Source organism: Aggregatilinea sp. (genome assembly GCF_036822615.1).
Taxonomy (GTDB): Bacteria; Chloroflexota; Anaerolineae; order Aggregatilineales; family Aggregatilineaceae; genus Aggregatilinea.
The window spans coordinates 105,332-120,028 of record NZ_DAISHJ010000004.1; the positions used below are offsets into that span (position 1 = coordinate 105,332).

General features: G+C 62.8%; 11 protein-coding genes. 4 read left to right on the forward strand and 7 right to left on the reverse strand.

The window, feature by feature from the left end:
• Window positions 1-11: 11 nt before the first annotated feature.
• Together V7116_RS02910 and V7116_RS02915 are read right to left on the reverse strand one after the other, a co-directional pair.
• Window positions 12-656: a response regulator transcription factor gene (locus V7116_RS02910; protein WP_324390243.1), complete on the reverse strand. Its 645-nt coding sequence runs from the start codon at window positions 654-656 to the stop codon at window positions 12-14.
• Entirely contained in the window at window positions 653-1,870 is a 1,218-nt protein-coding gene (locus tag V7116_RS02915; RefSeq protein ID WP_324390245.1) for a sensor histidine kinase, read from the reverse strand. Before V7116_RS02915 ends, V7116_RS02910 begins: the two co-directional genes overlap by 4 nt.
• Before the next feature lie 279 nt (window positions 1,871-2,149).
• Here V7116_RS02915 and V7116_RS02920 point away from each other — a divergent pair, with 279 nt between their 5' ends.
• The 3 genes from V7116_RS02920 to V7116_RS02930 all read left to right on the forward strand — a co-directional run bounded on the left by V7116_RS02920 (window position 2,150) and on the right by V7116_RS02930 (window position 6,516).
• Entirely contained in the window at window positions 2,150-2,854 is a 705-nt protein-coding gene (locus V7116_RS02920) for an ABC transporter ATP-binding protein (RefSeq protein WP_324390247.1), read from the forward strand.
• Between the two features lie 65 nt (window positions 2,855-2,919).
• Complete coding sequence (locus V7116_RS02925) at window positions 2,920-5,736, forward strand: FtsX-like permease family protein (protein ID WP_324390249.1); 2,817 nt, start codon at window positions 2,920-2,922, stop codon at window positions 5,734-5,736.
• A 63-nt stretch (window positions 5,737-5,799) separates the two neighbouring features.
• Window positions 5,800-6,516 carry an ABC transporter ATP-binding protein gene (locus tag V7116_RS02930; protein ID WP_324390251.1) on the forward strand — a complete coding sequence of 239 codons (717 nt, stop codon included), beginning with the start codon at window positions 5,800-5,802 and terminating at the stop codon, window positions 6,514-6,516.
• 177 nt (window positions 6,517-6,693) lie between these two features.
• Here the strand turns inward: V7116_RS02930 and V7116_RS02935 are convergent, their stop codons facing one another.
• From V7116_RS02935 to V7116_RS02955, 5 genes are all read right to left on the reverse strand, one after another.
• On the reverse strand, window positions 6,694-7,818 hold the full coding sequence (locus V7116_RS02935) for a carbohydrate ABC transporter permease (RefSeq protein WP_324390253.1): 1,125 nt from the start codon (window positions 7,816-7,818) through the stop codon (window positions 6,694-6,696).
• A 12-nt stretch (window positions 7,819-7,830) separates the two neighbouring features.
• Window positions 7,831-8,952: a carbohydrate ABC transporter permease gene (locus tag V7116_RS02940; protein ID WP_324390255.1), complete on the reverse strand. Its 1,122-nt coding sequence runs from the start codon at window positions 8,950-8,952 to the stop codon at window positions 7,831-7,833.
• 75 nt (window positions 8,953-9,027) lie between these two features.
• Entirely contained in the window at window positions 9,028-10,293 is a 1,266-nt protein-coding gene (locus tag V7116_RS02945; RefSeq protein WP_324390257.1) for a sugar ABC transporter substrate-binding protein, read from the reverse strand.
• A gap of 130 nt (window positions 10,294-10,423) precedes the next feature.
• Window positions 10,424-11,899 carry a hypothetical protein gene (locus tag V7116_RS02950; protein ID WP_324390258.1) on the reverse strand — a complete coding sequence of 492 codons (1,476 nt, stop codon included), beginning with the start codon at window positions 11,897-11,899 and terminating at the stop codon, window positions 10,424-10,426.
• Between the two features lie 74 nt (window positions 11,900-11,973).
• A complete protein-coding gene (locus tag V7116_RS02955; protein WP_324390260.1) occupies window positions 11,974-12,978 on the reverse strand; it encodes a LacI family DNA-binding transcriptional regulator in 1,005 nt (334 codons plus the stop codon).
• 470 nt (window positions 12,979-13,448) lie between these two features.
• On the opposite strand from V7116_RS02955, the gene V7116_RS02960 reads away from it, so the two are divergent.
• Window positions 13,449-14,438, forward strand: a complete 990-nt coding sequence (locus tag V7116_RS02960; RefSeq protein ID WP_324390262.1) for an alpha/beta fold hydrolase — start codon at window positions 13,449-13,451, stop codon at window positions 14,436-14,438.
• The last annotated feature ends 259 nt before the right edge of the window (window positions 14,439-14,697 follow it).

Sequence of the window (14,697 nt, forward strand, 5' to 3'; positions counted from 1 at the left end):
ATTGGACATACTTAATCAACCAGCCCATAGCGCAGGGCCAACACGGCGGCTTGCGTGCGGTCTGCAACTCCTAACTTTCCTAACAATGCGCTGACATAATTCCGCACGGTTCCGTCCGAAAGATGCAGCCGTTCCGCGATCTCGACATTCGACAGCCCGCTTGCGATCAACTGCAAAATCTCGCGTTCGCGGTCGCTCAGTTCGTGCGCCAGCGTGCTCGGAACCTGCCCCATGCTGTCCTGCGCGATGCGATTGAACAGTTTGCCCGCCACCGCCGGATCGACGTGCGTTTTGCCCTGCACGGTGTCCTTGATGGCCGGGATCAACTTGCTGCGCGGGGTATCCTTCAGCATATACCCCGCGGCCCCGCTGCGGATCGCGTCGAACACCCACTCGTCGGCGTCGTACGTGGTCAGCACCAGCACGCGCGTGTCGGGAAGCTGTTCGCGGATCGCGTGCGTGGCCTGGATGCCGTTCACCCCCGGCATCTTCAGGTCCATCAGCACCAGATCCGGGCGCAGGGCCAGTGCCATCTCGATGGCCTGCGCGCCGTCCGACGCGAGGCCGACGACCTGGATTTCAGGATCGGTGCTGAGGATGGCTTCCAGGCCGTCGCATACGATCGCTTGGTCGTCACAAATCAAAACACGAATCATTTTTGGACCTCGACGGAAAACATGACGATAGTGCCCTGGCCGGGCTGGCTCTCGACGGTCAGCGTGCCGCCGACCATGTCCGCGCGTTCCTGCATGCCCTTCACGCCCAACCGTTTCGCGGTGGCGATCTGCTTCGGGTCGAATCCCCGGCCATCGTCCGAGACGGTTAGCGTCAGGCGCGAATCGAACTGCCCCAACTGGACGGTCAGGTGATGTGCGTCGGCGTGATTGGCCGCGTTGGCGAGCGCTTCCTGCGCGATGCGGTACGTCGTCTGCTCGATGTCCGGCCTCAAGCTGCCCACCTCCTCGACGTGCAGATCCAACGTCAGGCCCGCGCGCGCCGTCGTAGATTGTGCTAGGCTGCGCACGGCTAGCGCCAGTCCCAGATCTTCCAGCGGGCTGGCCCGCAGATCTTGCAGCACGCGCCGCGTTTCGGTCAGTCCCGATCGCGTCGTTTCGATCGAGCGTTGCAGCCGCTCGTGCGCCTGCTCGGGTTTGGCGGTCCACAGCGCGTCCACCGCTTCGAGCTGCACCGCCATCGCGCTCAGCGTATGGGCCAGCGTATCGTGCAGCTCGCGTGCCAGCCGGTTGCGCTCGCGGGTGGTCGCCAGTTGTTCCAGCATCGCCGCGTGATTGGTGAGCTTGAGGTTGGCTTCCGTCAGCGCCTGCCGCTGCGCGCGCTGGCCCTGCATCAGCCGCGCGACGACCGCCCCCACGAACAGGAACAGCACCAGCCGGAAGGCCAGCGACGCAGTAACCAGCGCCGTCTCGTGCCATACGTTCCCCACCATGAGCTGCATCATGCTGATATTGATGATCGTGATGGTCACGGTGAAGATCGCCACGGTGCGGAAGCGGTACTGTACGGCGGTGATCACCACCGGGATCAGCAGCATGATCATACTGCCCCACATGTGAACGAGCAGCAGCATTTCGACCGAGATCTCGTCGGGGCGGTTTGCGTAACTCATGGCTTCGGTGACGAACAGGCCGGTGCCGCTGATGATCAGGATGAATGGCAGCAGGATCGACTCGTACTGCGTGTGCACGACCGGGATCATCAGCAGGAGCAGCAGCACGCTCGGCTCGATGATTTCGACCAGCATGCCTCGCTCTGGCGGGGAGACATAGCGCAGCACGGCGAACACCAACCGGAGGCCGGTGAACAGCCGGAAAACGGAGAAAAGCCCTGGCTCGACCGGTTTGTTCTTCATGCCCCGATCTTACCCGGTCCACCGTGCCAGTCCCATTGTCCGCTGTCATGTCCGTTTGTGACACGTGTCATGGAGTGGTGACACAGGTCATGACACCGCCCCCGGTGGATCGTGATTGCCGTTACTACGGTCCGACCCCCTTCATCGGCTACAGTGAGTACCGGGTTGCAGAGTGCCCGGCCATGCCCGCGTGTTTGTCGCGCCGCGCCGGGACCGCCCGACGAGCACTGAATACGGAAGTGAGCACCGCGCTCACAGCCAGGGGAACAGGGGAAATCTATGAATAGTCCATTCGTGACGTGTCGCAATCTGGTGAAGAACTACGAAACGCCGACCGGCAGCCTGGAAGTGTTGAAGGGCGTCAACCTTGAGATCCAGAGCGGGGATTTCGTCGCCATTATCGGCCCTTCCGGTGCGGGCAAAACGACGCTGCTGAACATGATCACCGGGGTCGATAAGTCGACCGGTGGCGAGGTGGTGGTCGGGGATCGCCGCGTGACGGATACGCCCCAGCCGCAGCTCGTGAAGTGGCGCGCCCAGACGATCGGCATCGTCTTCCAGTTTTTCCAGCTTCTGCCCACCATTTCCGTCGCGGACAATATCGTCTTCCCGATGGATTACGCCAACGTGCATAAGCCTGCCCAGCGGCGCGATTACGCGCTGAGCTTGCTGGCGCGGCTGGGCATCGAAGATCAGGCCGTGAAGCGCCCCGATATGCTCTCCGGCGGCCAGCAGCAGCGTGTGGCGATTGCGCGCGCGCTGGCGAACGAGCCGCCGCTGATCATCGGTGACGAGCCGACCGCCAACCTGGACCGCATGAGCACCGAAAACGTCTTCAACATCTTCCGCGATGCGGCGGCACGCGGCGCGGCGGTGATCATCACCACCTACGACCGCGAAATCGTCGCCAACGTGCCGCGCGTCTACGAGTTGAAGCACGGGGTGCTGCACGAGGTCAAGTCCGACCGGCGCGCGCTGGCCTAGCCCCGCCTGCCGCCACTGGCTGCCATTCACCTGGATACTTACCGGATCGCACAACGAGGGAACGCATGAATCGGTCAACATTCCGCAAAATTTGGGGCGACTTATGGACTCGCAAGAGTCGCACCATTCTGGTATCGGTCAGCATTTTTATCGGCGTGCTGGGCGTTGTGACGCTCATCACCGCGGGCGACCTGCTCGTTCGCCAGTTGAAGGCGGACGTGAAGGAAAGCGAGCTGCCGATGCTGGCCGCCAATGTCGTCGTGCCGCCCAGCGAGGGCGACGTCACGCTCGACGACGCGACCTACCTGGACGCGCTCACCGAAGCCTTCCCCGACATCACCGCCATCGAAGGCTCGTCGAATAATCCTTTTTACTGGAAGCTGCCCGACGAAGGGCGCTTCCGCGAGGCGCGCCTGTTCGCCTACACCGACGCGATGAGCGACAAGCCGGTGGAGCCGATGCGGCTGGTCGAGGGCGATTATCCCCAGCCGGGCCAGCACCAGCTTGTCGTCGAGCAGCGCATGGCCGACGACTTCGACCTGAGCGTGGGCGACGCGATCGACGTGCGCATGCTGGGCGAGGACGAGTTCCCCACCGAGACGTGGACGATCTCTGGCATCGTCTTCCACGCCTACAACCAGCTTAGCGACCAGTCCATGTATGCGCTCTACGACGAGGCCCCGGCGGCGACGGGCGTCTCCGGCCTGAGCACGATTTCGGCCCGCTTTGACGATTTTGCGCAGGCGGAAGCGAACAAAGACGCCTTCCAGACGTTCGTCAACGACAACACGCCCTATTCCGCGCTCATCGTCCAGGCGACCGATCCGGCGGACAACGCCGCCATCCAGAGCAGCGAAGATTTCGCCCTTATCCTGAGCGTGCTGGCGATCGTGTCGATGCTGGTCTCCGGCTTCCTGGTGCTCAACGTGATCAACAATCTCGTCACCGAGCAGCGGCGGCAGATCGGCGTCATGAAGTCGTTGGGCACCACGCGCGGTGAGATGTTCGTCATTTACGGCGGCATCGCAGTCTCGTACGGGCTGATCGGCGTGATTCCCGGCGTGCTGCTGGGCATCCCGCTCGGCTACGAGATGGCCGTGCTGATTGGCGACTTCGCCAACACGCTGATCGACACCTTCGCCGTTTCGACCACGGCCATTGCGCTGGGCATCGTGTTGGGATTGGCCGTGCCGGTCATCTCGGCGGTGATCCCGGTCTACATCGGCACGCGCGTCAGCATCCTCGACGCCATGACCGACCTGGGCATCGGCGGCGGCTACAACGTCGGCCTGCTGAACCGCACGATCAAGGCGCTGCCCGTTCCGCTGAACATCAAGCAGTCGCTGAACAACCTGACGCAGAAGAAAGCGCGTCTCGCGCTGACGGTCATCACCCTGACGCTGGCGCTCTCCGCGTTTATGGGCGTCTCGGCGGTCTTCGTGCAGATCAATTCCGTGCTGCAAGACATCCTCGACACGTTCGGCTACCAGATCATCTTCCAGACCACCCAAAGCCAGGAATTCGAGCCGATCCAGACTCTGCTGATGGACAACATCGACGGCATCGCGGAGGTCTATCCGGGGTCGGGTGGCATCGTGCAGCTTGAGGGCTACATCTCCGAGAGCAACCAGTCGAGCCAGATGCTGGTACAGGGCATCGTGCCCGAAACGGCCATGACGGATTCGACGCTGGTCGAGGGCACGGCCTGGGAGAACGATCCCGAACGCGAAGGCATCGTGCTGACCAACGAAATCACGAACAGCATCGGCAAGGGTGTGGGTGACACGGTCACGCTCATCGCCAACGGCCAGCGTCTCGAGCAGGAGATCATCGGCGTTGTGAACTACCCGATCCCGATGGGCATCATGCCCTGGGAGGATCTCTCGCGTCTGACGGGCTTTACGCTGGGCGCGCCCACGCCGAACCAGTACTTTACCGGCGTGCAGATTGACGACTATTCCGGCACGCTGCCCGGTGGTGCGATCACGGCCTGGGGCGTCGATTCTCAGGCGGCGGGCTTCGTCACCATGCTCGACGGATCTCCGATCACCCCCGGTCAGCCGGGCGTCATGCTCACGCAGGCTGCGGCGGACGCGGGCGGCTACGCGGTAGGCGATACGATCACCGTGCGCGCCGGGGACTGCATGGCGACCGGCGACCCGGACGCAGCGGACCCTGCCGTGTGCACGGCGACCGTGCCCATTACCGGCATCTTCATGCCGCCGTCGCAGATGGCCTCCTCGCAGATCCCGCAGGATATGATGGCGATCTACTGGGAAGATCTGGCGACGATGGAAGGTCTTAACCTGAACGGCGAGCCGGTCCCCAACGCGTTTTTCGTGCTGACGCAGGCCGCCGATCCGACCGCGCGTGAGGTGGACGGCCTCATCGAGAACGTCAACGATCTGCTGGTAGACAACGGCATCACCGCGTCCTATACCAATATGGTCGAGATCGCGGATCAGGCGTCCGACGCCATTCTGAGCATCGGCATCGTGCTGAACATGGCCTCGTTCATCATGGCGGCGGTCGGCGCGATTGGTCTGATCACCACGCTGTCCATCGCCGTCTTCGAGCGCCAGAAGGAAATCGGCGTGATGCGTTCGGTCGGTGCCAAGTCCCCGACGATCATCATGCAGTTCCTGGTGGAAGGCTTGCTGGTGGGCATCATCGCCTGGATCATTGCCGCGCCGGTCAGCGTCGGGCTGGCCTGGGGCATAACCGAGATCCTGCCCTTCGGCGAGTTCATCCAGTTCGACTACCCGCCGGTCATGCTGCCGGTTGGCTTCGTCGGAATCCTGATCATCGCCACCATCTCCAGCGTATGGCCGTCGGTGTCGGCGGCGCGCAAGACGGTGTCCGACATTCTCCGTTACCAGTAACCAACCGCGTTGGGGCCGTGCTCGCGGGTGCGGCCCCCACGTTCATCGATAAGGGATTGCACGATGGATAAGCTGATTTCGCTCCAGCAGGTCCACAAGACCTATAAGATCAAAGGCGGGTTGATCCGCGCGCTGAACGGCGTGGATTTTGAAGTCGAGCAGGGCGAGTTTGTCGCGCTGGTAGGGCCGTCCGGCAGCGGCAAGAGCACGCTGATCAACATGATCACCGGCATCGACCGCCCGACGAACGGTGAGGTGTACGTCGCGGGCCAGCGCCTGACGCACATGAACGAGGATCAGGTCGCGGAGTGGCGCGGTAAGAACGTGGGGGTGGTCTTCCAGTTCTTCCAGCTGCTGCCGTCGCTGACCGTGATCGAAAACGTGATCATGCCCATGACCTACGCAGGCACGTACAAGAACGGTCGCCGCGAGCGCGCGATGGAGCTGTTGGAGCTGGTCGATCTGGTCGATATCGCGGACAAGTATCCCAGCCAGGTATCGGGCGGGCAGCAGCAGCGCGCCGCGATTGCCCGCGCCCTGGCGAACGACCCGCCGCTGATCGTCGGCGACGAACCGACCGGCAACCTCGACTCGGTATCGTCCGGCCTGATGTTCAGCCTGTTCGAAGATCTGGTGGCGCAGGGTAAGACGATGGTGATGGTCACGCACGACAAGGATCTGGCGGGCAAGGTGCCGCGCGTGCAGGAAGTCCGCGACGGTCGCCTGCTGGGCGGCGAGGAGATCAACCGTCGGCTGGTCGGGGCCAGCGCCGGGCGCTAGCCCCACCACAACCCCCGTTGGTGCTGTTTGCTCCCCTCTCCAACTTGATTGGAGAGGGGCCGGGGGTGAGGTTGCCGGGGCGGATAACCAACGATCTGCCCCGGCACAATCCCCCTCGTGCGCTCGCACGTCTTTGCCTTGACTGACCATTAAAAACGATCGACTTAAAACCGCTGTTTACCCCTTCACGCCGCTGCTGCTGACGCTCTGCACGAACCACTTCTGGAACAGCAGGAAGATGATCAGCACCGGGATGGTGACCATCGCCGCGTAGCCCATGATGCTGCCCCAGCGGATCGGGGCCTGCGTCTGGAAGAAGTCCATGCCCACCATCAGCGGGCGGAAATCGGAACTGCGCGTCGCCATCAGCGGCCACAGGTACGCGGCCCAGAATTGCAGGAACTTCAAAATGGCGACCGTGGCGAACACCGGGCGCGACAGCGGGACCATGATCTGCCAGTAGATGCGGAACGGGCCTGCGCCGTCCACGTAGGCGGCCTCGTCGAAGTCTTTCGGAATGCCCACGAAGAACTGGTAGAACAGGAAGATCGAAAACGGCTCCGCGATGAACGGCAGAATCTGCACGTGATACGTGTTCAGCCACGTGCCGCCGTCGATCGTCTGCCGGATCATCATCACGGTCAGAATTTCCAGCGGCAGCGCGACGATCGCCGTAAAGAGGGCTTGCAGCCCCCAGGCTGCCGGGGCGGGCAGACTGCCGCCGCCCGCGTCCTCCACCCACGTCCCCGAAGCGTTCCACAGCGCGGCCCACAGCAGCCCGGTCAGTATCGCCATCAGCGCCGTGATGATCAGGTTCAGCGCGGTATTCATCTCGTTGACTTCCATCATGAGCGGCACGGCGATCGCTTCGAGTGGGATGATGATCAGCGAGACGATGATGCCCAGCACCAGCCCTCGCCCGATCCAGCGCAGCCGCGACAGCACGTACGCGGCCATGCTGTTGACGAACAGTCCCGCAATGACCGTCACGAATGTGGTGAACACCGAGTTGAACGCCAGCCGCCCGAAGGGGACGCGCTCGAACACGTCCTTGATGTTGGCGGTGGTCAGGATCGACGGGTTCGGGAAGAAGGCGCGGATGCTGGAAAGATCCGCGATGACCCGGTCGTTGGGCTTGAATGCGGCCACGATCATGAAGATGATCGGGAACAGGAACAGGAAGCCCAGCGCCAGCATGAAGCCGTACACCAGCGTACGCCGGGCGATTTTGCGTATCCGTGCGAGGGTCGCGCGGCGCTCCGCCTCGGATCGTTGTTGTTGGGAAAGCGTGCCAGTCGTCATGACATCCTCCTCCTATTCCGCCGCGTCGCCGGACCGGATCACGCCGCGCTGGATCAGCGAGATGATCAGCACGATGCCTACGAAGACGATCGACACCGCGGAGGCGTAACCGACCTCGCTTTGGCCCCAGCCGCGCCGGATGGCATACCACACCATCGTCGCGGTGGACTCGTTCGGGCCGCCGTCCGGCGTCATGACGTTCACCTGATCGAACAGGCGGAAGGCCAGAATGGTGGTCGTCAGCACGACGAAAATCGTCGTGTTGCGCAGCATGGGCAGCGTCACGAAGCGGAACTTCTGCCACGCGTTCGCACCGTCGATGCCGGACGCTTCGTACAGGTCCTCAGGGATGTCTTGCAGCCCGGCCAGGAAGATGATCATCTGGAAGCCCACGCCCTGCCAGATCGACATGATCATGATAGCGGGCATCGCCATCTTCGAGCTTTGCAGCCACTTATACGGCCCCAACTGGCCGCCGCTGAGCGTGTCGAGCATCTGGTTGATCAGGCCGTACTGCGGGTTGTACAAAAAGAGCCACACGACCGCGATGATGACCATCGCTGTGGCGACAGGACTGAAATAAAGCGTGCGGAAGACGTTGCGATAGGGCAGTTTCTGGTTGATCAAAAGGGCCAGCAGCAGCGCCAGCGCCGTCTGCACCGGCACGACGATCAGCACGAAATAAAAGTTGTTGAGCAGGGCTTTCCAAAAAAGCGGATCTTTAGCGATGACGGCGTATTGGTTGTCCCTGATGGAAAACTGCCGCGCGATCTCGTAGTCGGCGTACTGGCCCAGCCCGATTTCCTCCAGGCCGCGCGCGCGCCAGCGGAAGATCAGTTCGCCGTCGTTGCTGCGATACCAGCCCGCGGCGGGCGCTTCTTCCGGCAGCGGATCGGGGATATCCGGCAGGCGGATCACGTTCACGCTGAGGATCTTGTCGTAGTTGCTCCACCCGACGTTGGCCGCCTGCGCGCCGTCGAAACGCTGGTTGGTGCGGCTCAGGTCGATGCCACGGATGACCGGCCAGATCATGAACAGGCCCAACAGCAGGAAGGCCGGGCCGCCCATGAACATAGCAATCAGAAAGTCGCGCCCACGCTGTCCCCCGAAATGCTGTTGATAAAACGTGTGCATCGGAGTCTCTCCTGAGAGGTCGTCCGGGGAGATTGCTCTCCCCGGACACAAACGATGGTGCTCTGTTCTTACTCGCTAGCTGCCCAGGTTCTCGATGGCCGAATCGATCGTATCGACGGCGCTGTCGAGCGTGGACTGCACGTCCTCACCACGGGCGATGGCATTGATCGCGTCTTCCATGGCGGTGGAGATGGCGGGGTAGACCGGGGTCTGCGCGCGCGGGATGGCAATCCCGTTTTCGAGCTGCTGCACGTAGATGTACAGCGGGCCGCCTTCAGCGTAACGCTCGTCGGCTGCAAGCACTGACAGGCGCGACGGAACCGCGCCGTTGGCTTCGGTCATCGCCACGATGTTATCCGGCTCCATCAGGAAGTTGATGAACGCCGCCGCACCTTCGGGGCTTGCGCACGAGCTGGTGATGCCCCAGTTCCACGAACCCATGCCCGTCACCGCGCCGTTACCGAAGTCCGGCGAGGGGATCAGGACCAGATTGTCGCCCAGCGCTTCGCTGTAGCTCGGGTACATCCAGTGACCGACGTAGCTCAGCGGCACGCGGCCTTCCATGAAGTCGGCGCTCGGATCGACCGGGGTCGCCGTGGCGTACCCGTTGTCGAACAGGCTCTGGAACCACTCGCCAAACGCGACCGCTTCCGGCCCGTTCAGGAAGCCTTCAGCCGTCTCGTAGGTGGAACGGTCGATGGTGTCGCCGCCGAAGCTGCGAATCCAGGGGCCGAACGCGTAGGAGTACCATTCACCCGTATTGGTGAACTGGAAGTCGATCACGTAGCCGTCTTCCGGCACGACGCCCGCCAGGGCTTCGATCGCGGCGTTGAGTTCATCCAGCGTCCACGGATCGTCGATGCCTTCGGGGATGCGCACGCCTGCTTCTTCGAGCATGGAGCGGTTGCCCCAGAATGCCAGACCGCTGTCGAACTGGCCCAGGCTGTAGAGCTGGTCGCCGACCGTGCCCTGCGCGATGATCGAGGGCAGCACGTCGCTGACCATGTCGGCGTCCATCATGTCGCCGATCGCGATCAGGTCGCCCGACGACACGTAGGCGTAGATGTTCGGGCCGTCGAAGTCGAGCACGCACGGCAGGTCGCCCGCCAGCGCGGCGGCGCGGACCTGATCGTTGTAGCTGCCTTCGGGCACTTCGAGCGGGACGATGGTGTAGTCGGCGCTCGACGCGTTGAAGGCGTCGATCTGGGCGGAGAGCGCGTCACGCTCGCTGCCCTGGCCGGAGTGGAACCACAGCGTTACTTCGGCTTTGTCCTGCGCCATCACGGTCGCCGGGAGCACCAGGGCCGCGATCAGAAGGAAGACCAAAATCTTAGCTTTCATCCTTGTTCCTCCAGTAGTAGATCTTAAAAGCTGCTAGTTGTTGGGTAGACCGGTTTTTCTGACGCTGAACGATCGCATCACCTCCTTTAAAGCGTGTCAAAGCCGGCAGTGACGTGTAGAGATATGTAAATTACGGGTTGATCCGGCGTACGGTGATCGTTTCCACCGTGCCTTCTTTCGGGTATCCGGCGTAAAACGCGCCCGCGCCCTGGCCCGCCGGTAGATCCGCCGGGTCGAAGGTGTACGAGACGCTCAGCCGGTCGTCGACATAAACATCTATAAACGGCCCCCGGCACACGACGCGCAGCCGGTACGGGAACCCTGCGCCGCGCTCGATCTGCGCCATCGCCAGCGGGTTGCCGAAGTAAGGCCGGTTGCCGCTCAGGCCGGGCGGGAAGCGGATGCCGCCCATCATCAGGACCAGATCGGGATCCCCCTCCCGGCGCGGTGCCAGCCAGACGGCCAGCCCGCTGGGGATGCCGCCCGCCGGGGTCGCCATGCGGAAGCAGATCCCGGCGTACGGCACGCTCACCGTCGCCTCGAAAATTCCCTCCGGCGCGTCCTCGGCCAGCAGCGCCAGCGCGCAGTCCGGCTCCACGGGCCGATCGACCGGCTGCGCATCGTCCGCGAACGGATCCAGGATCGGCGCGTAGTGCAGCGCGAGTTCGCCGCCGTCGTCCGCCTTCAGGTATTTGATCGCGCTCAGCGCGCCCTGCGGCGGGTCCTGCGGGGCGGAGGGCAGCACGTGCTGGTAATAGAAGATCCGGCGCGTGTCGTCTTCAGGATCGGGGACGCTGCGTCCCACGTAGTTTTTCGTGCCGAACGGCATGCTGGTATTCAACCGGCTACTGTCTTTCGGCGCTTCATAGCCCGACAGCGCGTCGTCCGAGACGACGTAAAATGATCCCGCCGCCTGATACGGGTCGTTCACCGGGTAGGGGATGCCGAAGTGATAGCTGGTGGTGTACGTCAGGTAATGTTTCCCGCCCAGCGCGAAATATTCCGGCACTTCCAGGCACACGTGCGCGTCCGACACGTACGCGGGCGGCAGCAGCGACCAGTCGAGCAGGTTCTCGCTGCGAGCCACGGCAATGCACCCGCCGCCCGTGTCGCCGTGATGGGCCGCTCGCGCGCAGATGGTGGCGTAATAACAGTCATCGGGCGCGTGATAAAACACGTACGGGTCGCGCCACGCCGTTTCGTAATTGAGCGCCTGCGCCGGATCGGTTTCGTACCACGGCCCTCCGGCTTCCAGGATCGGGCTGTCGCCGACTTTGGTCCAGTGCACGAGGTCGTCCGAGACGGCCACGCCGATGCGCTGCACGCGATCGATCATCGCGCCGTAGAACTGGTAATAGCGGTCCTCGTGGCGCACCACCATGCCCGTCATCAGCGGACCGGCGTCCCAGGCTGTGCCGTGACCCTGCGCCAGCACGGGCGGCAGCGTCTCCCAATGCACCCAATCGCGGGTGGTGGCGTGTCCAATCGACGTGCAGCCCACGTCACCCTCTCGGCCCTGAAGGTGGAACAGGTGAACCGTGTCGTTGTCCCGGTAGATCCAGGTATCCCATAGTCTCAATGTCGGATCAGGCGGTCGATACAGCACGATAGCTCTCTTTACTGGCTAAATGACGTCGTGGAACCGGTTCCACGAGTCGATAAAATAACACAGCGGATTTCTCACACAGTCGAACGCTCGACGATTTCCAGCGGCATCACCGTGGACCAGTTTTCAGACGGCACATGTCCCGTGCGCAGCCAGTCGAGCATCAATTCCGCGCTGCGCTGGCCGCTCTGGAACAGGTGCTGGCGCACGGTGGTCAGCTTGGCAAAGCCCGCCGCTTGAATATCGTCGAATCCGATCACAGCCAGGTCTTCGGGTACGCGCAGCCCCAGGTCGGACGCCGCGTCGAGCACCCCGAACGCCAGCGTATCGATCGCGGCGAAGATCGCGGTGGGGCGGTCCGGCTGGATGAGAATGTCGCGGGCGGCATCGCGGGCATAGTCCTCGCCGTGCAGGCAGAACTGGCACCAGTTCATGTTGACCGGCAGCCCGGCGGCTTCCAGCGTGTTCTGGAATCCCTTGAAGCGATCCTGTGCGCTGGTGAAGCCAAACGATTCGTCTACCCGGTCACCGAGGAAGCCCAGGCGGGTGTGTCCATGTTGCAGCAAATATTCGGTCGCCATCTGCCCGCCGCGCACGTTGTCGATCAGCAGGTGCGGGTAGCGCCGCACGTGCACCGTGTCGTCTACCACCACGATCGGCAGGGCAGGATTGGCGCTGAAGGTTTCGTCTTCGGAGATCGGCAGCGCCAGAATGAACAGGCCATCGACGCGGTTTTGCAGCATCAGCGCGCCGAGCCGCCGCCGGAGCTGCGCCGTTGAGCGGATGCTGTAGAGGGTCAGGTCGTAGTCGGTCCCGTCGAGCACGTCCTGAATACCGGCCAGGCGCTCGACGAACGACGGGAATGTAAAGAAGGGGCTGACGACGCCGATCGTGAAGGTCTTCCCGCCCGAAAGCTGGCGGGCCGCGCTGTTGGGGCTGAAGCCCAGCGCATTGATCGCCTCAAGCACGCGTTTGCGGGTGTCTTCGCGTACCTGATCGCTGCCGTTGAGCACGCGCGACACCGTGCCGACGCCTACTCCGGCGTGTTTGGCGACATCACGAATCGTTGGGGTCCGCATAAAAAGTATTCCGCAAAACTCTATGGAAACGGTTCCATGAACTGCTTTTATTATAATGGCGGATCTTACGCGTTGTCAACCGGATCGTGATTGCGGCTTTGCAACGTGCACGCGCGGCGCTGCAAGATTTGTACAAACTATCATAGTGAACCTCTGTCTTTTAGTCCCGATTCGTGTCTATAATGAAATGACCCGCTGCTGTTCTCTGCCTTCATGCACCTTAACTTTAAAATCCGGCAGTCTCCGTGCTGCCCCATCTCCTGACCCCTTCCCCCACGCAGCATATGTTGCGCTGGAACTCCGGAGAAAATGGGCGGAGCAAGCTCTCGCCCCTGCGAACTGTGGAGGCCGTGCTTGTCTGGGCCGGGGGTGAGGTCGCGGTGCTCACCGGGTGATCTGGTAAATGTGCATTTGGACAGACATCGATGCCACTGTTTTTTTTCTGTGCGTACCAAAATCGAGGAAGTATCATGCTCCGCAAATCGTTCGTAATCCTGTTGGCGTTATTGATGGTTGCCGGTGTGGTGTCGGCGCAAGACGGGCCGGAAATTCCCGCTGCGCCCGGCGAGATGGTCGATGTCGGCGGGTATTCGCTGCACATCTACTGCATTGGCGAGGGCAGCCCCACGGTCGTGATCGATGCTGGCCTGGGCGACAGTTCGCTGCGCGTCCGCGCGCTGCAAGAATCGATCTCCGAATTTACGCAGGCGTGCGCCTATGACCGCGCCGGATACGGCTGGAGCGACGCCGGTCCCGAACCGCGCACCAGCCAGCAGATCGTGGACGAGCTGGCCCTGCTGCTCGATGGCGCTGAGTTGGAAGGTCCCTTCGTGCTCGTCGGCCACTCCTTCGGCGGCCTGAACGTGAACCTGTTCGCCAGCGAGCACCCCGATCTGGTCGCGGGTGTGGTCCTGGTCGATTCGTCGCACCCCGAGCAGATGGACGCCATGAGCGAGATCCCCGAGATCACGGCGCTCGACGCGATGGAAATGGACATGTACGCGACGCTGGCGGAGCAGGCCGAAGCGGGTGAGCTGACCGTGGACGACGTGCTGCCGATGATGCCGGAGGATCTGGCCGAGGATTTGCAGGCCGATTGGGCCGCGCTGTTCATCCAGCCCAAGTCGCTGCTAGCGCCCGTCGCAGAATTTGACGCGCTCGATGAGAGCATGACGCAGGTGGTCGAGAGCGACGATCTGGGCGATACCCCGCTGATCGTCGTGGCGCACGGCGCGAAGAACAGCGAAATGATCCCCGCCGAAGTGCTGGACGCCTACGGCATCACCGTCGAGGCGATGGACACGTTCGATGAAATCTGGCGCGGGCTGCAGGAAGATCTGGCGACGCGCTCGACCAACAGCCAGTTGGTCGTCGCGGATCAGAGCACGCACTACGTCTATCTCATGCAGCCGGACATCGTAATCGATGCCGTGCAGGAATTGGTGGAAGCCGCGCAGTAACTGGCTCCACACCTCGCACGTTCCGAACAACCTTACACTCGCAGCGCCCGCGCCAGCATCGACGCGGGCGCATGCGTCTCTGGTGGCTGTTATGCACTTTTCGAGCGAGAAAAAGGGTTTCTCGTGCGTTTATTATCCCGGGATCCGTAGGGGCGGGGCTTGCTCCGCCCGTTTTTCCCCCGGGGTCCCCGCGCAACAGGGTTGCGCAGGGTGGTTTCCCCTTCCCTCCGCTTGCGTGGGGGAAGGGGCCAGGGGATGG